The sequence below is a fragment of the Peribacillus sp. NPDC101480 genome, from assembly GCF_050277335.1.
Classification (GTDB): domain Bacteria; phylum Bacillota; class Bacilli; order Bacillales; family DSM-1321; genus Peribacillus.
The window spans coordinates 26826-47415 of record NZ_JBNNSB010000009.1; the positions used below are offsets into that span (position 1 = coordinate 26826).

Sequence of the window (20590 nt, forward strand, 5' to 3'; positions counted from 1 at the left end):
CAAGAGAATACTGATAAGTATGCCTGAATGTTTATCGACTGGACAAGGTTTATTATATATGATTGCTTATATTCTTGGGTTTTCCATACCTTTCTTAACAATGTCATTTTTTATAGGAAAATCAGGATGGATAAAAAAATATAACCACAAAATAGCTCAATTTGGTGGTTATATAACAATTATTATGGGGATTGTCTTATTTTTTGATTGGATGACCAAGATTACATCTTATCTAATAAATAATGTATTTGGTGGCTTTACGGGTTTCTAATGCTAATAGAAACGGGTGCTTTACTTCAATAAGGAAGGTTGCTAGGCAGCCTTTTTCTTAGGCACTAAAGGGGCAGGTTAGTTTAATAAGAATTTCTTCTCTAAAGAATTATTATTGATATTATGAATTACTTGTATACTTTTAATTACTTTTTGTGAAATAATATGTAAATGTGGAAATGTTACTGAAAAAATTTAATCACAGAACAAATAAAAAGAAAAAATAAAATCATAAAACAAAACAAAAAAAGATAACATTTTAAGCCTTTTTTAATTGGTTATCCTCCATACTTTTATTTAAAAAATTACATTTTTAGTAAAATTAAGTTAAGTTAAAAGATAATATTTACAAGGGGAAAAAATGAAAAATTCAAAGTTGGATTACAACCTAATTACACTTTTACTTTTACTATTTATAACAAGTTGTATAGCTATATTAAATGCTCAAGATTTTGGTCAATATGAAGGGAATTTTTTATTTAGACAAATAACCTGGTATATAGTGGGGATCGGAATAATTGCAGGAATTATGTATTTAGATTCTGAACAGATCTTTCGCTTGAATTGGTTTATATACTCATTTAGCATAATTCTATTAATCACGTTAATTTTGGCACCTGAATCAATAGCTCGTGAAATAAATGGAGCCAAAAGCTGGTTTCAACTTCCGGGAATCGGATCTCTACAACCAGCTGAATTCACAAAAATATCTTTAATAATTTGTTTAAGTTTCTTAGTACAAAAACATCATGAAAAATATTTAGATAAAACTTTAAAAACAGATTTGTTACTGTTAATTAAGATGGGAGCTGCTACAGCTCTTCCTATACTTTTAATTATGCTACAACCAGATTTAGGTACGTCTTTAGTATTAATATGTATTTTTACTGGGATTTTTATTATTTCGGGCATTTCATGGAAAATTATTAGTGTTATTTTTATTATTATTTCCTTGATTTCTAGTATTCTTATATACTTAGTCTTTTTCAACCCTGAAATGCTTCAATCAATGGGTTTCGCAACATATCAATTAGGAAGAATTTATGCTTGGATCGATCCAGAATCTTATGCATCAGGTGAAGGCTATAATCTAACCAAAGCATTATTAGCCATTGGTTCAGGAGGGGTATATGGTTATCTGGAAAAGGGTATATATGTTCCTGAAGCACATACGGATTTTATATTTAGCGTTATTTCTTCTAAATATGGTTTCTTTGGAGCTAGTATTTTAGTAACAATTTATTTTCTCCTTATTTCGAGTATAGTGAAGTTAGCTCTAGACGTAAAAAATAGTTTTGAATCTTACATATGTACCGGTGTTACTTCTATGATTTTTTTCCATGTTTTTGAGAATATAGGGATGAATATAGGCCTAGTACCTATAACAGGAATACCATTACCTTTTATAAGTTATGGAGGAAGCTCATTAATTGGTAATATGTTAGCGATGGGGTTAGTCTTTTCAATAAGCTATCGAAAAAAAACCTTTATGTTTGATTAAGATGGCTAAGTATTCCAGGATTAATTCTAGGTATGTTTTTATAAAGAAAGCTATTTATTAGACGGTAAAACCGTCTTTTTTTTATGTCTCAGTCTTTGTCAACTCAATAAAGCCTTATGCAACTAAATGGGCAGGTTAGTTCTATAAGAAATTGGAATATTGTGGTATTATATTTAGGTTATTGTCTTCAACACTCAATGTTAAGGTGGATCATTTAATGGTTTGGAATTCACATCCATTTTTTAGGAGGATAGGCCTTTGTTTACTTTGAAAAAGATCACAGTGGGGCTCCTGCTTTTAGGTAGTCTTGCTGCTTGTGAGACAGAACAAGTCAAACATACTGATAAGGTAGATAACCAAGAAGGAACAACTAAGGAAGAACCCACAAGAACTAACAGCGTTCCATCTTATGAAGTAACCAAGTATCATATTTACGGCGGTTGGATGACAGATAAGTCATACATAGTGATTTCATCTAATGGCGATGAGCTAAAGTACGAAAATATCAAAAAGAAAAACGAAAAAAAGGATATCAGATACTTTAAATTAGCAGAATCCACGGGAAACAAAATGACTGCGGTATTATACAGCAAAGAAAAGACCAATCGGACTTCATTTATAACTTTAGAGTTAAACAAGGATAGAACAGAATTAACTATCACTATGCCGAACGAAAAACCGGTAACCTACACAAAAGCAATGATGGATCCGGAAGAGTTTAATCCTGAATTTGAGTGGTGAAAATTTTTCCGTAAAATGGAATATATAAGTATAAAAGTTAAAAAATAAAGGGTGTTTTTTTGGGGGGAAATATTGGGGATTCAGATGTTTTTAAGCAAGTTGTAAAGAGACTTTGCAAAATCAAAAATATTTCTCCCCGGAAGCCCAAATTTGAAGTTATCGAGAACTTAATGGTTGTTAGTATAAAGAACCATTTAAAAGATGGAGTAGACTTAGATTGTTTTAATATTTTAAATCTGATTTACCAAATAATTGGACCTTTAGGGATAAGATTCAATCAACAAATGTACCACTATCCAAATTCGGAAAGACTGGCTAGAGTAACAGTATCTTTTAAAAAAGAAGATTATGATGATTTAAATATGAAAATGAAAGATATGATGACATAATTTTATATTGCAATCGGGCACGATTTTTGAATAAGGTTCGCTTTTCTTATAGAACAAACGGGTGCGTTAGCTGAAGATTGGAGTTGTCTTTAAGGCAGCGCTTTTTAAAAATTATATTATGTTTTACTGAGAGATAGAGGGAGGGGAATTTTCAATGAGTAAAGCAATTATTTTTGATATGGATGGAACCTTATTTCAAACAAATTTAATTTTAGAACCTGCCCTTGAAGAAACATTTGATGTACTACGAAAAGAAAGTTTATGGGATACAATAACACCGATTGAGCAATATAGGGGAATTATGGGTGTCCCTCTACCAGTTGTATGGGAAACACTTTGCCCAAACCACTCACTAGAAATACGAGTAAAGAGCAATGAGATTTTTCATAAAAAGCTTATTGAACTAATCCAAGCACAAAAAGGTGCATTATATGCTGATGTGGAGAGAACATTAAATGAGTTATGTAAAAAGTATCCCTTATTTATTGCCAGCAATGGACAGATAGAATATTTACAAGCAATTGTAGAAACCTATAATTTGGATAGATTTATTCAAAATACATATAGTATCCAACTGATTAAATCTGGGCATAAGTCTGATTTAGTGCAAATGGTGAAAAGTAAAAATCAAATTGGAAAAGGTTACGTTGTCGGAGATCGTTCTTCAGATATAACTGCTGCTAAGGATAATGAACTTATTGCCGTTGGTGTGAACTTTGACTTTGCTCAAGAAGATGAATTAAAACAAGCTGATTTTGTAGTGAATAATTTCAAAGAAATCTTAGAGTTAGTTTAAACTTCAAAAGGCTGCCAATTGGCGGCCTTTTGAAAATACGATTCTTAGCATTATCATACATTCGCATTAAAGTGAAAAAATACCCTTAATGAACTATCGGGGCAGGTTAGTTGAAGAAGGAACTATTTTGAACTATCTAGAAGTAAAGACTATAAAGAAAAAGGATAATGAGGTGTTTGTATAGAAAAGGTACCTGTTAAAACGATTAAGAAGATAGAAGAGGACATTGAAAAAAATGATTTAGGGAAAGCAAGGGATAGACTACACGGGTTAATTTCCACCTATCCTAATGAGTTAGAACTTCGCAGAAAGTTGGGGGACATTTATTTTGTATTAAAATACCCTTCGATGGCCGGTCGATATTGGTATCTAGAAAAGAATAAGACACCTGAAATGGTAGATGCGTGTATTCAGTTTGAAAATTCTATGGGTAACGATCCTATTAGAATAGCAAGAGTTCTAAAATTTAAAGGAGATAGTGAAATAATAAAAAGACTGCAAGATCAAGCAATTTCTCCTATACAAAATAAAGTTAAAGAAAAATTAACGGAAGAACCTGATGAGACATTGGAGGATAAGTTATTTACTATTGGGTGTATCACGATATTAATATTAATCATTTTCTTTACATTAATCGGAATTTACACTCTCTTTAGCTGGTTTTTTTGATCCCTAGAATCTGCGAGGTATTTATAGTTGTTGTTCTCCCTAACGCGTGCGTTGGCAGGAAATCGGAGCTGTCTTTAAGGCAGCTTTTTCTTTATGCAACTATCGGGGAAGGTTGGGGAGAAGGAAATTTCGGTAAGATAGCGAATTATGCAATAAAATGAAGCTAAAGGTGATTAGCTATGACCACAAATGATGTGCAATATCTACGCTCAGGATTAAGAGTCAGGTGTGAGAAGGATGTAAATCCATCAGTAATACGAACTTGTTTAAGCTTTGCGGTTTGGTTACGTATATACATGGAATTTCCTATAAGGGTTGTTGTATATCTAAAAACGGATTCTCAACTTAAAACCAGAGATACAAGAGAACTGGCAAATGCTACTTTTTTTGCACCTTATGATAAAACTGTTGAACCTTACATAAGAATTGCAACAGGAGATTATGAAGAATTAGTTTCAGAAAGGAAAAAATAATGCTTTATGGGCAATTTTACGCAGCACGGCTCATGAAATAATCCATTATCAACAATGGCTAGAAAATAAGGAAATGGATGAGAAAGAAGCAGAAAACAGAAGCGAAGAATTATTAGATAGTTACTATGAATTTTGTGATTTGATATTATTGTTTGAATAAACAGGTCCATTAGTTGAGATATAGAGTTGCCATGTGGTGGCTTTTTTCTTTATGGAACTAAGGGGGCATGATAGTTGCACGAGGCTTAATTATTTTCGTTGCAGAATATATGCTCATAAATAGTTCAGATTGAGGAGATTAGAACTATAAAAGTTGTGAGTTGAGTTTAGCTGTAATTGCAATTAGTTCAGTAGTAATAGCTTTGAGAATGGGCAATGTAGCTAATTACTTGTATGACTTAGTTATCAGGAAATCGCTAATCTTTTCTCATCCTGCTAGGCCATTTTCTTTTTAACTGACAGGTGCTTTAGTTCGTAAAAAGATAAAAGGAGAGTACATATTATTCATGGTTAATATGTGCTCTCCTTTAATATTAAGGTTTTTATAATTTTGGTCTTGATAATTGAAGTTCAGTTATAAAATCTCCATCTTCGAAGGGTTGCTCTGTTTTGTGTAATAGCGTTGGGAAGATAAACAAAGTTACCATCATAAAAAATTGTCGCACAAAAAATCAATATTCTCTTAGGTAGATAATGTAAAATCAAAGGGAAGGTGTTATTGATTCGAAGCACAAAGGAACAGGTACCAATGGTGGTACCCTAGTGATATAGCTTATTTCATTTAACTTCTTACAATTGTATTTTCTTCTTTGCATGCTTTAATGACTTCTAACCAATGATTCGGCTTTTGTCCTTTAAACTTCTCTTTCAAATTGAATGTAGCTAATCTTTCTAATTTGTTTTTTGCTGCCTTAGACATGACTGAATTAAGATTAGAAGCTTCTAACATTTGGATAGAACCATCTAGTTCAATTGATCTTCTTAATGCATGAATAGACGTTCCCGTTACTAATCGATTCATGGTTTCTTTAAAGCTCTTGCTATCCATAGTTTCACTTATCGAATCTAAAACCAATTCTTCTATATTAAATTCATGGGCGGCCTCTAACAACTCTAAATAAAGCGCGGCTACTCCCTTCATATAAATACTACGGACTAGTTTTATAGCAGAAGCGTCGCCAGGATTCTCACTCACCTTAGTTATATCCATGCCGTATGGAGTCATTAAGGCGATAAGCCGATCTACTCCGTTACCACTTGCTGAAATAGGAACTTTATGTTTATAAACTGGTAAGGGTCCTAACATTGCTGCGTCGACAAAAAATGCTTTTTTTTCTTGTATGTTTTTGTTAATATTTTGTTTTACTACAGGAGTCGAAGCCGATACATCAACGTAAATACAATCTTTCTTCAGATGAAGTTTTAACACTTCGCTAACCTCATAAGCTTTATCAGCTGGTACTGCTACCATGACTACATCAACTTCATTTAATACGCCCTCGGGATCGGAACGAAGCTCCACTTGCGCTTGTATAGCCCGTTCTTTTATTTGCGGACCGAAAGTAGGATGGTCTAACATGACATCATGAGCGAGGATCTTCTCTAAACCTTCTTGTTTTAATCCAACGGATAATTCAAAGGCTGCTTCTCCAAATCCAATAAAACCCAATTTCATTCTAAAGTTCTCCCTTCTTTTTATAGTCCATACGCTTTTATTTGTTCTCTCAACCAAGGAGGTTCAATGCTTCCTTCTGGTTTACCTTGCTTGCGGGTTGTTTCATAAGCTGTAATGGTTTCTATGCGCGTTTTCTCATAATCTAGTTTTTTCTCTGCCTTAGAAAGAGCCACTTCAATCTTGTCTCTTGGAACCACAATAACACCATCATCATCACCAATGATCAAATCTCCTGGAATTACAGATACCCCTCCACAAGAAATAGGTTTATGAAGCTCACCAGGACCATCTTTAAGAGGACCGTTTGGAATAAATCCTTTTGCAAAAATAGGGAATTTTAATTGGCTAAGTGTTTCTTTATCACGAACTAATCCATCAATGATGACTCCTTCAAGTCCAATGGCTTTCGCAGCTCCTGCCATCAATTCTCCAAGGTAGGCGTTTGAAGTATGTCCTTTTCCATCCGCAACTAATACATAACCTTCTTTCCCATCATAGATAGCTTGATGAAGGAACAAATTATCTCCAGGTCTTAAGCTTACTGTTAGAGCAGTACCAACTACTTTCATACCTGGTGCTACAGGCTTTATTTTATAATCCATAGAACCTGTACATCCCATCGCATCTGATATAAGTGTAGTGTTAAGACGTTTTGCTCTTTCGATAATTTCTTCCGACAATAACGGTGCTAAGTTACTCAATGACATGCACTCCTTTTACTTTTTTATGTTTCCAATAACTAAACAATTAGCTACTAAATGTAACTTGTTATCTTTGATGTACTATCAACTAAGATAACGCTTTCAAAAACTACATAATTTTTAGTGTATCTCCTGTCTTTTCAACACTTTGTCACGTTATTTTACTAAGTTTATTGACAAAAAAAGAGTTGTAGGTCATTGGAAAATCCACTATTTTTGTTAACTTCAGTTTCAAAGTAATAAATATTACTAAAACTTGTTTGGGGGTAATATTTATTACTAATAACTTAAATGTATACTAACAGCGTTATTTATTAAAGTAAACCCTTTTTTTTAATGACATTGAAAAGAAACTGAATTTTAAGAAGAAAAAGGGCTTAAGAACAAAGAAAGCGAATTAGATTGTTAACTTGAAAGGTTCAATCACCTTTATTAGCTCATTTATTCCGAAGTTCTAAAAGAAATTAATTTTATTTACTACTTATGAAGTAATCATGCATAACGTTTATGGATACGTTCTAGAAGTTTCAGGTAAGGAAATTATTAATACTCTTATTTAAGGGACTCCTTTTTACATTAATAAATAAAAATGCTAAAATTCAATTAAATATCGTAATAAATACTTTATTGGAATAAAAAAATATAAAATTTACACTATAATATGTTCAATTGGAGCGAATCTTATGGAAAACCCAATAATAAAATTAAAAAACAAGATATCAGAATTAACAGAAACACAACAAAGAGTTGCGGACTATATTATTAAAAATCCTGTGGATGTCGCTTTTTTAACCGTTGATCAGTTGGCTGGAATTGTAGGAACTAGTACTACCACCATTATGAGATTGACTTTTAGTCTGAATTATTCGGGATATACTGAATTTCAAAAAGGACTTCAGGAACTTTTACGTAATAGAGCAGCTCCTCAAATTAGATTAGAGGCAAATTTGAAAGATTTAAATGAAAGTGATTTGTGGATTCGCTCTGCAGAAAGTCAACTCGATAATATTCAATCTACAGTAGAGATGATTTCCACGGAGAGTTTAAATAAAACGATGGAAATGATTGTGTCTGCAGATCGAATATTTTGTACCAGTGTGAGAAGTGGATTACCAGTGGCACAACATTTAACTTTTGGACTTAATCGTCTACTTGGAAACTGTGAATTGATTGTTGCTGATTTAAGCGATTGGGTTGACAAAGGAATTAATTTTACTTCGAAGGATTTAGTCATCGCAACCTCTTTTCCAAGATACGCTAGAAGAATTGTTGAATTCGCGATGGTAGCTAAAGACAATAAGGCACAAATTATTTCTATTACTGATAGTTATTCTTCTCCTCTAGTTAAGTATTCGGATTTAGTATTGCCATGTAATTCTAGTAGTATCGCTTTTCATAATTCACCAATAGCATCTATGCTTGTAGCAGATTATCTTGTAAGCGCAATAGCCATTAATTATCCTGAAAAAACAAAAAATCGTCTTGATGAAATTAATTCAATTCTTACCAAAATGAATTATCACTATAGTGATTAAATTTAAAAGATGATAGGAGCAAGGATTCAATTGAACCCTTGCTCCTATCATCTTTTTATTTCTTCTTAACCAGATATCCTACTCACCATCATCTACTCTCTGCTTGATAAAAAAAGGTTTACTTTCAATAAGCATCCATGATAGTATGCTTTTAATAGTTAAAAATATTACAACATAAACTATAAAGGTAAAAAATATTACTACGAAAAAGGACGTTAATTCTTAGAGATATAGTTAGTTTTCTCCAATTTATGGTTTTGTTAAAAATATCACCAGTATATGCCTGAATTTTTTTACAAAAGAAATTATTATAATATGCTGAATGACTATTGGAATCTAAGAATCATCGAATATTGCTTTATTTTTAAAATTAAAGGTTTTTGAAAACGTTATCTTTTTGAGTTTTTTGTTTACAGATAATAAATGATCTTTATGTTACTTTAACTATTAGAAAAATTTCTTACATGTAATGAGCACTCTTTAATTAAAGTGGTGATTCATAAAAAAATTTTAAATGAAAAAGAGGTGTAATTAAGTGAATAATTTAAAACTGTAAAAATCAGATCAGACTATTAAAAGAGCAAGATACCAGCGTATTGGTAATATTATCTTAACGGATCTAATGTTCAATTGGATGTATAATTACTAGTACTTCAAGATATGGTTCATAGCAACAATTACAGGGGAATTCAATAATGTCAGTTTTGTAAACCCTTACAATGAAGTGGTGTTAAGAGTCCATTAAGCAGTGCTAACTTATATTATTGAAAATTTTCATATATGATTCGATATAACGTATTCAACATGTATTCTAAAAAGTCAGGGAAGATAAAGAGGGGGCATACTATGTTAACATTTCTGGGATTTGCCATGATTGTGGTCTTTATGTATTTAATCATGAGTAAGCGCTTATCAGCATTCAGTGCACTTACGGTTGTTCCAATAATTTTTGCGCTAATTGCAGGATTTACGGATTTAGGACCGATGATGTTAAAAGGTCTAGAGACTATAGCTCCTACTGCTATTATGATTATTTTTGCCATTCTTTATTTTGGTGTATTAATTGATACAGGATTATTTGATCCACTAGTATCAAAAATTTTAAAAATGGTAGGCGGTGACCCATTAAAAATTGTGCTGGGCACTGCGATTTTATCATTGGTAGTTGCTTTAGATGGTGATGGTACTATTACCTACCTTATTGTAGTAACAGCTTTTCTTCCTTTATATAATAAACTGGGTATGAATAAACTCATTTTGGCCTGCATTCCTGCGTTAGCGATGGGGGTTATGAACTTGTTACCGTGGGGTGGACCAGCTGCCCAAGCTACGGCGGCGGTAAAAGTGGATATAATAGACTTGCTTTTGCCAATCATTCCTTCTATGATTGCGGGTGTGTTATGGATTTTAGGAGTGGCATACTTCTTGGGTCGACGTGAGCGTAAGAGATTAGGAGTTATCAATATTGAAGCTAGCTTTAATGAAGAAGAACTTGCTGCTGCACTTGAGGTAGGAATGGACTCATCAATAAAACGACCTAAATTATTTTGGTTTAACCTAGGCCTTACGATTTTAGTATTGGCAGCTTTACTTACGGGCTTCCTACCGTTGCCTGCGTTATTCATGCTCGGCTTTGCCATCGTCATGATTGTAAATTATCCAAACTTGCAGGACCAGAAGGATCGCTTACACGCACATGCAGGTAATATATTAACTGTTGTCTCCATGATATTTGCAGCAGGTGTATTTACTGGGATTATAGATGGTACTGGCATGGTTAGCGCGATGGCAGATACCCTAATAGCAGTTATTCCAGACTCTCTCGGACCAAAATTAACAGTCATTGTTGCACTTATAAGCATGCCATTTACATTTTTCATGGCTAATGCTCCCTTTTATTTCGGGATTATTCCGATTATGGCAGAAACAGCTGCCAACTTCGGTATCCATCCGATGGAAGTTGGACAAGCTTCTTTATTAGGACAACCCTTGCACTTGTTAAGTCCACTCCAAGGTTCTATCTATATATTAATGGGGCTTCTTGGTATAGAAATAGGTGATCATATTCGCTTTACAGCCAAGTATGCGATAGGTACAGCATTAGTTATGATAATTGTTGGTGTTTTGTTCGGAGTACTATCCATTTAATCATATAAACATAATAAATTGCAGAGAGCTAGTAATTCAAAATAGCTCTCTCTTTTATTGGTCTAGAATTACTTATTATTGTAACTATTTTATTTCACTCTTATTTATAAAGTACTAAAGTTGATTTTACTTTTTAATTAACTTCTAATGCACCAGGATTAAGCAGCGTACAAAAGCTTTAAAAGAAGTCCAGGATGCTTAGTAGGCCTTGGTATAGCAATGGGTAATGCAGATGAATAATTAATTTTTTTTGCTGATCTTTACTAAAAAAACAGTGAATACGGTATAGCTTTTATATAGAAAAAGTAATTGAAATTTTGTACTTAAACTAACGGGTGCCTAAGTTCATTAACAGGGGTTGTTTCGGCAGCCTTTTTCTTATGGAACTAACGGGGCAGGTTAGTTGAATTAAAGGGGAAAAAAGAATGCAATAGTTTTCATTTTACTTAAAAGCTGTAAGTTATTATAACTAAGCATTTATATTACATAAATAATGACATGACTGTAGGCTATTTTTCATACAATATTTTTGGGGTGAAAAAAATGACAAGAGCAAACTACCGAAGTTCAGACGTTGACTTAATGGCAAGGATGATGAGAGCAGAAGCCGAAGGTGAAGGACAACTAGGAATGTTATATGTTGGAAATGTAATTGTGAATCGTCTTGTAGCTAATTGTTTAGACTTTAAAGGTTTAAGAACAATTCCACAAGTCATTTATCAAGTACAAGGAGGAAATTATTCTTTTGAAGCTGTTCAAAAAGGGAATGTATTTTATCAAAGAGCGAGAGGTATTGAAAGAAGATTAGCAGAACAGAATTTGAAGCACTGGAGACAGCATCCGGCTAGATATGCGCTTTGGTATTTTAATCCATATGCTCCATGCCCTCCAACATGGTATGATCAGCCACATACTGGTCAATTTAAAGACCATTGTTTTTATGAACCAAAACCTGGAACATGTGATAGTGTTTATAGAGGTTAAGCTTACTCTTTGAGTAAGCTTTTTTACATATTTAAAATATTTATACAATATAAAACTTTTAGTAATAGTTTTTATCTAAAAAAGTAAGATTGTGAATTATTGTACTTCAGCTAACGGGTGCGTTAGCTGAAGATCGGAGTTTACTTAAGGCAGCTCCTTTTCTATGCAATAAACGGGGCAGGTTAGTTCCATAAGCGTTGTGTACTCGAAATACGAAGGCTTAGTTTATTTATTTTTACCCAACTTCTCGTTACCCGTTTAAAGTTACCCGTAATTTTAGCTAACAATAACTGTAGTTCTGTTATTATATTTTCAACTTCATTGATTCTTTCTATTAGACGAAGAGCCTCCCTATCCTTTAAAAATTTAATTTGTTTACCTTTGTAATAGATTACTACTGTTCCTTTTTTCGTTATTCGATAAGTAAATGGTTCTTCACTTAATCTGTTTCGTTTGTCTATATCGCTCACTACACCGTCTCCCTACTTATTATAGTTCAAAGATTATATTCAAAAAAGGCAGTTGATTCTCCTGTTTTCTTTAAATATTTTTATTCACAGTCTGTGTCAAATCTGTGATAAGTCTTATAGAACTAACGGGTGTGTTCGTTAATAGCTGTGGCGATTGGCCTTTTTCTTATGGAGCTAATGTAAGCAGGGTAGTTTTAATTAGCTATAAAAAATGTCATTAATATTTCAAAATAGATGCATATCCGTTTCGGATCTATTCATTAGTTCATATCCTATTAATACTAGGGAGGAGATGAATAGATTGGCATCTAATGATGAATTGATTTGTCAAAAGTTTGCTAGGATTATCGGCGGCCAAGAAGGATTTGCGGGTGGCAAATGTGTGGCAACCATAAATCGAAATGAAATAAAAGTAAAAATTTTAGGGGAACGTTTTAGTGTAACCTCTTCTTTCTCATATGAATCCAGAGATAATCAGACTGGACGAGCATTGTGCCTAGGCAGGGTAGCACTCTTGCAAAAAGAAGTCGGGAATTTTGTTGCTTCCATTCTTAAACAAGGAATAATAGTTTCATCCGTACACAATGAGTGGCTATTCGATAATCCGAATTTGGTTTACGTTAATATCGAAGCTGTTGATGATCCATTAGTTTTTGCAAGGAAAGTCAGAAAAGCGTTAAGGAACTAATGGATTTCCCACTAATGGTAAAACGGAGCTGTCATAAAAGCAGCTATAAACTGATCACGGTAAAAACCGAGTTTTGTTGAACTAAAGGTGCGTTAACTGAAGATCGGAGCTGTCTTTAAGGCAGCTTTTTCTTATGCAACCATCGGGCAGATTAGTGGAAGAAGGTATTTATTGTTCAGCTAAAGAATAGTATTCGGTAAAGGTTGATTTTAAGGAATAAACTAACTTAATATCAGGAGGGGAAAATGGTTGATAATAGTTATGAGAAACAACATCTCAAAAAACTTAGGACTTTTACTTATATCACGATAGCATTAATATTTTCAATGATATTTCTATTTATTAGCATTTTTCTTTTGTATTTTCCTATGATAGGCATTTTAGACCTTGTGTACTTTACACCAAAAATAGCAATTTTCGCATTCTTGATTTCTTGTGTATTTTCTGTTTTAGCTATAAAAAATCTCTTTGGTAAGATATTGTTAGTATTAAACATATTTCTAATGCTATTTATGATTTTTTATGGACCATAACTAGATACAATTAAATGAGGACTACACATTTTAGATATCTAATATGTGTAGTCCTTTTCCTATCAATTGTGGAAAATGTTTGTTTTTTGAAGGTGATTCTCTTATTTTGTTGTATTTTTATTAATTGATGGATTAATAAAAATACAACAAACGGAGGGAAATCAAATGTTTAACAATTGGAAAAAAACACTGATGGCTGGAGTGATCAGCTTATCCTTGCTAGGTACTGGGTACGCCAGTCACGACCTGATCTCCTCGCAAAACGTCTCGGCTGAACCGGCAGCTAAAAATGCACCAGGGCATTTGAAAAAAGTGGAGTCTTCCCAGCTTGATGAAATTATCAAACGTGGATACATCAGGGTAGGAATGACCGGGGACTACAAACCCTTTACCTATTTGAACCCGGAAACAAATGAGTATGAAGGCTTTGACGTGGACGCTGCCAAAGAGCTTGGCAAAGACCTTGGTGTGGAGGTGAAATTTGTCGCTACCACATGGCCTGCGATGATGAAAGACTTGCAAGCGGACAAATTTGATATTGCTGTGGGCGGTGTGACTCGCAACACAGCCAGACAAAAAAGCGCTTATGTATCCCAAGGTTACCTTTCATTCGGTAAGGTGCCTTTGATTCGCAAGGAAAATAAAGACAAGTATCTTACCATTGAAGATATTAACAAGCCTTCTGTACGCATTGGCGTAAATCCAGGCGGAACAAACGAAGAATTTGTCCGTCAGTATCTAAGCAATGCTAACGTAACGGTTGTAGAAAACAATCTTGATATCCCACATCTTGTTGCAGATGGTACGTATGATGTTATGATCACAGACACAGTAGAAGCAATGCTGTATGCAAAAGATGATCCAAGATTGTATGCGGCTCAAACTGACAAGCCTTTCACAAACAGTGAAAAAGGTTATATGATCCCAAGAGGCGATTTCATTTATGCAAGCTACTTGGAAATGTGGATGGATGAAATGAAGCTCCAAGGGAAATTTGATGCTCTCTACAAAAAGTGGATGGAATAGAATCTGCCCTTAAAACTGCCGTGTAGGGAAGCATTTTTTCGCTAACAGGTGCTTTAGTTTGGTTAGAAGTGAATTAGAAGTTTTTTACGGTTTATAAAACTATAAGCTTGTCTCAGTATTACTCTGTGGACATTACGCCCGGTCACCCCAATTTCCATAGCACATTAGAAATAATGTCACAAAAGTCTATTCTTTAATTCCCACCGGTGTTTGTACCTTAAAAAAAGGCCATCATTTGATGGCCTTTTAAATGTAAAAAACATCCTTAATTTACTAAAGGGGCAGGCTAACTCATTAATTTTCAAGCAGAAAAATAAAAATCCACTCAGAGTGTTTTTTAATCGCGCATTGCTCCTGCCTCTCGGGAAGTCATTGCACCTTGTCCTTCGCTTACATCTTTTTGAATTTGTTGTTTTACTTTTTGTGCATCAGATCCGGCAAATTCCGGTTTCATAATTGAACCCAAGTTTCCTTTAGCTGGTTGATTTTGTTGCATACAAGTCCTCCTCAATTTATTGTTTGACAATCTTATTATTTACAAAAAAGTTCAAGAGTACTATTTGAAATTTTTTTAACAATTGGGCCCGATTGTTGAAGAAACTGAAGCAAATTACTTTTGCAAAAATAGCCCTGAAAACGAGTAACATCTCTCGGAAACTCAAGTGATGCTCTACATACTTCATCGTATTATTTTGTGGAATTGAAGGGAATAGCAGTTCCTTTTCTTATGCAGCTAAAGGGGCAGTGACTTCAAACAATTTAAGTTATTCAAATAGGTATTTTTTTGTTGAAAAACAATACTTTTAGTGTAAAATTACACTAAAAAGGAGAATTTAGTATATATGGAAAAAGAAGACTTCATCAATTTAATATCAGAAAAAATGAAACTTGTTCGCACAGAACAAAGTTTTTCTCAGGATAAGATGTCTGAAATTCTAGGGATTTCAAAAAAAACACTAGTTCAAATTGAAAAAAGAAGAACAGAAGCCAATTGGACCACCGTTGTTGCCTTTTGTGCTTTGTTTAATCATAGCCAATTATTGATATCATCAATTGGTGACAATCCAGTTGATTTTGTTCAGTTAATTGCTAGCAAAAATGGTGGTACGCCTAAAGAAAAAACAATGGGTGGTAAGATATGGTGGAAAGAAATCGAGTCTAGAGGGGATTTTCGTTTGCAACAAAATTTGATTAGTAACCATTACCGTATATTGGATCAATATGATTATCGTTGGCATAGTTCTTTTGATAAAGAAGAGAGTTTAAGTCGTTTAAATGAATTACAGGATATGGGGAATATCGAGATAGACAAAGGTATAGGGATATATGAAGAATAAGATTTTGCTTGTTCTATTGATAATAAGTTTAGGTGTGAATTTTTATATATTCGGAAAATGGTTTCTGACTGAACAAAGGTATGAACCTTCCTCTGAAGAAAAGGTTATTTTAAGTGAAATGTTACTGAAAACAATTGAGAGTGAAGAGTATAAAAGGTTAGCAGAAAAAGAGAATATCATTGCTATTGATGCAAACATGGATAAAAATAAAGGTGGAGTATTCCCCTACTATTTTGAGGTAAGTGTTCGTACTGACATACAAACCTATCTGTTTGCTTGCAGTAATGAACAATGCTCAGAAATGGAAAGCGCAGGAACGACTTATTCTCGATATAAAGAAGAAGTACCCAGAATTCCATTTAAAAAATAGAGAAAAGCCAAAAAATAACTGAAATAAAAGAAAGCCTACATCCTTTAATAGCAAGGGTCGTAGGCTTATTTTATTCTTATAGTTGTTTAATTTACAATAAAGTCGTACCGATTTAAAAAAAGTTTAACCGTTTTTCTAATAGGGGCAGGTTAGTTCAAGAAACCAAAAGGGGTTCTACCTAAATTTTAAAACAAACAAGACTAGATTATACTTAATGTTTTTTTTACTATAATCCTTATTGGATTGAAGAAATTTGCGACACTCCTGCCGAATTACTGGCTAGCCGAGACACCGCAGCCGCTCGCGGCGACGAGGCTTGGCAGGCAGTCGGCGGAAAGGGAGCGATTTCTGAAATCAACTGGAACGTTTTTAAAATAAAAAACTTCAGTCATTCTCGCTTTTCTTCGAATTTGTCTACAGTCTGAAACCATTCTATAATGAATGGTTTTTATCTTTATCATAATTTGGTGATGTACTGGAGTGTGTTAATATGCGGTCTAATACTTTTTCAGTAAAATGCATAAAGAAATTAAGTATTAGCCCCCCTAAACAAACGGTTAATAAAGTTCCAACGCCAATAGGTCCATTTGAAATCATTGCCAATATCAAGAATAGGAGGTAAATGAATGTTCTCGAAAGGAATATATTTGTTCTAGTTAATTCTTGTATGATTAATGTTAATCGGTCAACTGGGATCGGTGCAAAATTTGTGTGTAAATATGTTGCAGTTCCTAATCCTATAACAACTAAGCCGATTCCAAAACAAACAACTTTGCTGTACCAAAGTTCAGGTGTTATCAAATTGTGGAATAAAAAAAGCCACATATCAATACCGATACCAGTTATAAATGCTGTTAACAATCCCAATACTTCAGGTCTTTGTCTTTTTAAAAATGAATTACTGCATATCAATATTAAAGCTATTATTATTTCCCAACTTCCCACAGTAAGCCCCACATTTATGGACAGTCCCACCAAAAGTGCATCAAAAGGTGAAGTTCCAAGGTCTGATTGTATAGTGAAAGAAATACCAAGGGTTAATATTATAATTCCCAATACATAAAAAACATATTTCACTTTACTAGGCCCCTCCATCATATTTTTTTGTTGCAAACGCAACAAAGCTGAGTTAAATTAAATATATGGTATTTTTATTGCATTTGCAACAAAAATACACACTAAGGGGTTAATTATGAAGGAAATTCTTCGTGAAATTGGAATGATAGCAAGAGCATTAGATTCCATAAGTAATATTGAATTTAAAGAATATGACCTTACAAAAGGGCAGTATTTGTACCTTGTTCGAATATGTGAAAACCCAGGCGTCATTCAAGAAAAGTTAGCTGAGATGATAAAAGTAGATCGAACAACAGCAGCTCGTGCTATAAAAAAACTTGAAATCAATGATTTATTGTAAAGAAAGAAGATAAACATAACAAAAAAATTAAAAAACTCTTTCCAACAGAGAAAGGGAATAAAGTTTATCCTTTCATAAAAAGCGAAAATGATTATTCCAATATCGTTGCATTAGAGGTATTTTCCAAAAGAGAAGTAGAAACCATTTTCAATCTTCTTTAAAGAGTTAGAAGAAATAAAGGAGCGATATATTTAAATGACTATAAAAAAGTGTACCCTTGAAGATACACGCAAACTTCAAGAAATTAGTTATGAAACATTTAATGAGACGTTTAAGCATCAGAATTCTCCCGAGAATATGAATGCCTATTTGGAAAGGGCATTTAACTTAAAACAATTAGAAAAAGAATTATCCAATATTTCTTCACAATTCTTTTTTGTTTATTTTGATAATGAGGTCGCTGGATATTTAAAGGTCAATACCAATGATGCTCAGACTGAAGGAATGGGTGATGAATCACTTGAAATCGAGCGGATTTATATAAAGAACAAATTTCAAAAACTTGGGCTTGGTAAATATCTGTTAAATAAAGCTATGGAAATCGCAATGGAACGTAATAAAAAGAAAATCTGGCTGGGCGTATGGGAAAAAAATGAAAATGCTATTGGCTTTTATCAGAAAATTGGGTTTGTACAAACTGGAGCCCATTCTTTTTATATGGGTGATGAAGAACAAACGGACTTTATAATGACCAAAACACTCATATAATTTATCTTGAAAGGTACATCATTGATAAATAATGAAGGAAATCCAAATTCAAACAAATGGCAGATCTGATGGAAAAGAGATTTAAAAAATCACATATAGCCCACTTTTATTTAACCCTCAGGTTCAATAATTTTGGATGGTACTGCACGAACGGTTAAAAACAAATTGGAACTCATTACTCACTTTATTATTTACCCGAATTACATGACGGATTCATGCTACTGCCGGTTTTATTCGGAGTATATTTCTTCATTCTGATCTCATACTAAAGTTAAGAAGGAGGGGTATACATGGCAAAACGAACAAAGAAAAATGATGCAGATCAAAAAAACAAACAAGGGTTTGATTCAAGCAAAACTGATTCTGAATTCTCTAAGGAATTCGGCAGTGCAAATGCTAATCAAGCACATAAAAATAAAGTAAAAAAAGAAAAAGCATCTAAAAATCAAGGTGAGTGGAAAGGCATGCATTGATGCCTGCTCGAGTACGCTTATCGTGCTTCAAACTTTTTACTTAACTTTATGTAAAGGAGCTTATTTAGATGACTCAATCCAAGCGACAGCAAGAACGCCAATGGAAAGATCGTAAACAATCTCAGAATCCACATGGTAAGGTCAATTCCTTTGAACAATTAGCTGAAGATACGGGCAAAAATGAATCTGAAACTAAGTAAAACGGTTCTCTTTTCGTTACCTAAAAGGCCATAATCATCGATGATTATGGTCTTTTTAGGTTTATATATACGAGCTGGCTTTTTTTTAGGTAATAGAATGATTCGTATGTCATCCCCTTAAGTAGATACTGTAAAAGACAAAGACTACATAAAAATGCGGATTATTACAAAACCTTTTAGTAAGGAGTTTTTTGGAAGGGGGGAAAGATTAGATATATGTTTTCGTTACGGGGAGATGCTCATAAAATTTATCTTCAATTAAAAAAAGCCTCATACAAAGACCGATCTTTCAAAGGGATGAAGAAACTGATTGAAGTGGAAGAAATTCAAAATTTTTATAGTTCGATTGATAGTGATACGTTAAAAAAAATTTATTATTGTATGATAAAAGAGAAAAACGGATCGGGGATCATTCCTATTATAATATCCTCTGGGCCTTGGCTTTTTCTTCTGTTTTCAAATCAATTGCAAGATTTCCTTTTTAAAGATGGGAGTTTGCTTTGGGTCGTCTTTAGTATAATATATATTTCGATTCTTTCCATAAGTGTGTTTCTTCACTTTCATGAAAGATCATGGTCTTTTGTTCATATTGAAATCATTCAAGAAATTTTACATGATCGAAAAGGGATAAGGGAAAAGGCATGAGGTTCTCTCAATGGGGAGTTTTGCGGGAAAAACATATACTTTCTCACTGTTTTCTGGTGTATTATTAGCACGAAATATTATAGCAAAAATGAGGCATTGAAACCTTTAATGAATAGTGATTATTTTTCTACATATTCAATCTTAATCCCATTTACTCTTTCATCCAACTCGTAAGTTCGGATGTTTTTTTTATACAGTGGCATGTACAATTTGATCGTTGATTGGAACGTAGGGCACCCGCTCCAATCAACTTTGTTTTAACTTTTAGAAAGAACCCTTTTGTCTACAAACTGCGCGATTCTTAAAGAAGAATCGCTTTTCTTATTGAGCTTACGGGGCAATTACTTTAACAAAAGTAATGTAATATATAATAAAAAAGCGTGTAGTAGAGGAGTCAGAAAATAATATGGAATGTCATTGTGAACAAAAAGAAACAAGTGAGTTAAAAGTTGAAGGTGATGTTGGGGCGGACCGTATATGGTGCAATCAATGTGGTTGTAACTTGGAAATAGAGGATATTCCGATTTCAAATAAGTTAAGTAGAGAATTGATTGAATGGGTAAATATGTATGGTGAATGGATTGATTGGGATGAAGATAAATTGCTTCATAATGGGATTGAACTTGAAGAAGAACACAATAAACAAGGATTAAATTTAACAGAGAAAGTTAAGAAAGAACTTGAAGGGAAATATAGAATTAAATTTTCACCTTTGACAATGGCAAGAATGTATGCCAATAAAAATCATTAATCCTCATTCCACTAACAGGTGAGTTAGATGAATATCGGAGCTGTCTTAAGGCAGCTTTTTTATATGCAACTATCGCGGGAGGTTAGTTCA

Annotated in this window: 23 protein-coding genes and 1 pseudogene; 19 read left to right on the forward strand and 5 right to left on the reverse strand. The window is 33.4% G+C overall.

Features of this window, described 5'->3' with window-relative positions; translation table 11 throughout:
• Window positions 1-19 precede the first annotated feature (19 nt).
• The 7 genes from ACQKMF_RS23460 to ACQKMF_RS23490 all read left to right on the forward strand — a co-directional run bounded on the left by ACQKMF_RS23460 (window position 20) and on the right by ACQKMF_RS23490 (window position 4839).
• A complete protein-coding gene (locus ACQKMF_RS23460) occupies window positions 20-271 on the forward strand; it encodes a cytochrome c biogenesis protein CcdA (RefSeq protein ID WP_402940330.1) in 252 nt (83 codons plus the stop codon).
• Window positions 272-631: 360 nt separating this feature from the next.
• A complete protein-coding gene (locus tag ACQKMF_RS23465) occupies window positions 632-1771 on the forward strand; it encodes an FtsW/RodA/SpoVE family cell cycle protein (protein WP_402940333.1) in 1140 nt (379 codons plus the stop codon).
• 258 nt (window positions 1772-2029) lie between these two features.
• Window positions 2030-2512 (forward strand): hypothetical protein, encoded by a 483-nt coding sequence (locus tag ACQKMF_RS23470; protein ID WP_427575197.1) that lies wholly within the window; start codon window positions 2030-2032, stop codon window positions 2510-2512.
• 59 nt (window positions 2513-2571) lie between these two features.
• Window positions 2572-2901 carry a hypothetical protein gene (locus ACQKMF_RS23475; protein WP_427575199.1) on the forward strand — a complete coding sequence of 110 codons (330 nt, stop codon included), beginning with the start codon at window positions 2572-2574 and terminating at the stop codon, window positions 2899-2901.
• A 154-nt stretch (window positions 2902-3055) separates the two neighbouring features.
• Entirely contained in the window at window positions 3056-3697 is a 642-nt protein-coding gene (locus tag ACQKMF_RS23480; RefSeq protein ID WP_230177728.1) for an HAD hydrolase-like protein, read from the forward strand.
• A 180-nt stretch (window positions 3698-3877) separates the two neighbouring features.
• On the forward strand, window positions 3878-4366 hold the full coding sequence (locus ACQKMF_RS23485; RefSeq protein WP_402942859.1) for a DUF6584 family protein: 489 nt from the start codon (window positions 3878-3880) through the stop codon (window positions 4364-4366).
• 179 nt (window positions 4367-4545) lie between these two features.
• Window positions 4546-4839, forward strand: a complete 294-nt coding sequence (locus ACQKMF_RS23490; protein ID WP_402940340.1) for a hypothetical protein — start codon at window positions 4546-4548, stop codon at window positions 4837-4839.
• Between the two features lie 781 nt (window positions 4840-5620).
• Here the strand turns inward: ACQKMF_RS23490 and ACQKMF_RS23495 are convergent.
• Together ACQKMF_RS23495 and ACQKMF_RS23500 are read right to left on the reverse strand one after the other, a co-directional pair.
• Entirely contained in the window at window positions 5621-6514 is an 894-nt protein-coding gene (locus tag ACQKMF_RS23495; protein ID WP_101224749.1) for a prephenate dehydrogenase/arogenate dehydrogenase family protein, read from the reverse strand.
• A 20-nt stretch (window positions 6515-6534) separates the two neighbouring features.
• Window positions 6535-7215 carry an RraA family protein gene (locus tag ACQKMF_RS23500; RefSeq protein WP_101224748.1) on the reverse strand — a complete coding sequence of 227 codons (681 nt, stop codon included), beginning with the start codon at window positions 7213-7215 and terminating at the stop codon, window positions 6535-6537.
• Between the two features lie 683 nt (window positions 7216-7898).
• Between ACQKMF_RS23500 and ACQKMF_RS23505 the strand changes: the two genes are divergently transcribed.
• From ACQKMF_RS23505 to ACQKMF_RS23515, 3 genes are all read left to right on the forward strand, one after another.
• Complete coding sequence (locus tag ACQKMF_RS23505; protein ID WP_101225846.1) at window positions 7899-8750, forward strand: MurR/RpiR family transcriptional regulator; 852 nt, start codon at window positions 7899-7901, stop codon at window positions 8748-8750.
• An 846-nt stretch (window positions 8751-9596) separates the two neighbouring features.
• Window positions 9597-10898: a CitMHS family transporter gene (locus tag ACQKMF_RS23510; protein ID WP_402940345.1), complete on the forward strand. Its 1302-nt coding sequence runs from the start codon at window positions 9597-9599 to the stop codon at window positions 10896-10898.
• A 543-nt stretch (window positions 10899-11441) separates the two neighbouring features.
• Complete coding sequence (locus ACQKMF_RS23515; protein WP_402940348.1) at window positions 11442-11882, forward strand: cell wall hydrolase; 441 nt, start codon at window positions 11442-11444, stop codon at window positions 11880-11882.
• Window positions 11883-12064: 182 nt separating this feature from the next.
• Here ACQKMF_RS23515 and ACQKMF_RS23520 read toward each other — a convergent pair whose 3' ends face one another.
• The gene (locus ACQKMF_RS23520; protein WP_427575204.1) at window positions 12065-12352 is read right to left on the reverse strand and encodes a hypothetical protein; all 288 of its coding nucleotides are present in this window, start codon (window positions 12350-12352) and stop codon (window positions 12065-12067) included.
• A gap of 301 nt (window positions 12353-12653) precedes the next feature.
• On the opposite strand from ACQKMF_RS23520, the gene ACQKMF_RS23525 reads away from it, so the two are divergent.
• Both ACQKMF_RS23525 and ACQKMF_RS23530 read left to right on the forward strand, forming a co-directional pair.
• On the forward strand, window positions 12654-13040 hold the full coding sequence (locus tag ACQKMF_RS23525; protein ID WP_101225786.1) for a DUF1259 domain-containing protein: 387 nt from the start codon (window positions 12654-12656) through the stop codon (window positions 13038-13040).
• Between the two features lie 698 nt (window positions 13041-13738).
• The gene (locus ACQKMF_RS23530) at window positions 13739-14599 is read left to right on the forward strand and encodes a transporter substrate-binding domain-containing protein (protein WP_427575206.1); all 861 of its coding nucleotides are present in this window, start codon (window positions 13739-13741) and stop codon (window positions 14597-14599) included.
• A gap of 337 nt (window positions 14600-14936) precedes the next feature.
• Here the strand turns inward: ACQKMF_RS23530 and ACQKMF_RS23535 are convergent, their stop codons facing one another.
• Entirely contained in the window at window positions 14937-15095 is a 159-nt protein-coding gene (locus ACQKMF_RS23535; protein WP_202190661.1) for a hypothetical protein, read from the reverse strand.
• A 346-nt stretch (window positions 15096-15441) separates the two neighbouring features.
• Here ACQKMF_RS23535 and ACQKMF_RS23540 point away from each other — a divergent pair, with 346 nt between their 5' ends.
• Window positions 15442-15936, forward strand: coding sequence for a helix-turn-helix transcriptional regulator (locus ACQKMF_RS23540; RefSeq protein WP_101225789.1), 495 nt, complete (start codon window positions 15442-15444; stop codon window positions 15934-15936).
• Window positions 15926-16306, forward strand: a complete 381-nt coding sequence (locus ACQKMF_RS23545; RefSeq protein WP_427575209.1) for a hypothetical protein — start codon at window positions 15926-15928, stop codon at window positions 16304-16306. The genes ACQKMF_RS23540 and ACQKMF_RS23545 overlap by 11 nt, the downstream gene beginning before the upstream one ends.
• Before the next feature lie 432 nt (window positions 16307-16738).
• Here the strand turns inward: ACQKMF_RS23545 and ACQKMF_RS23550 are convergent, their stop codons facing one another.
• On the reverse strand, window positions 16739-17383 hold the full coding sequence (locus ACQKMF_RS23550; RefSeq protein WP_427575211.1) for a YczE/YyaS/YitT family protein: 645 nt from the start codon (window positions 17381-17383) through the stop codon (window positions 16739-16741).
• A 115-nt stretch (window positions 17384-17498) separates the two neighbouring features.
• On the opposite strand from ACQKMF_RS23550, the pseudogene ACQKMF_RS23555 reads away from it, so the two are divergent.
• The 5 genes and pseudogenes from ACQKMF_RS23555 to ACQKMF_RS23575 all read left to right on the forward strand — a co-directional run.
• Window positions 17499-17881: pseudogene (locus tag ACQKMF_RS23555) on the forward strand (MarR family winged helix-turn-helix transcriptional regulator); the annotation flags it as partial.
• 37 nt (window positions 17882-17918) lie between these two features.
• Complete coding sequence (locus ACQKMF_RS23560; RefSeq protein ID WP_101225793.1) at window positions 17919-18431, forward strand: GNAT family N-acetyltransferase; 513 nt, start codon at window positions 17919-17921, stop codon at window positions 18429-18431.
• A gap of 290 nt (window positions 18432-18721) precedes the next feature.
• Window positions 18722-18904 carry a hypothetical protein gene (locus tag ACQKMF_RS23565; RefSeq protein ID WP_427575213.1) on the forward strand — a complete coding sequence of 61 codons (183 nt, stop codon included), beginning with the start codon at window positions 18722-18724 and terminating at the stop codon, window positions 18902-18904.
• A 68-nt stretch (window positions 18905-18972) separates the two neighbouring features.
• Window positions 18973-19104 carry a DUF6254 family protein gene (locus ACQKMF_RS23570; RefSeq protein WP_350301337.1) on the forward strand — a complete coding sequence of 44 codons (132 nt, stop codon included), beginning with the start codon at window positions 18973-18975 and terminating at the stop codon, window positions 19102-19104.
• A 1051-nt stretch (window positions 19105-20155) separates the two neighbouring features.
• Window positions 20156-20500, forward strand: coding sequence for a hypothetical protein (locus tag ACQKMF_RS23575; RefSeq protein WP_427575215.1), 345 nt, complete (start codon window positions 20156-20158; stop codon window positions 20498-20500).
• Window positions 20501-20590 lie beyond the last annotated feature (90 nt).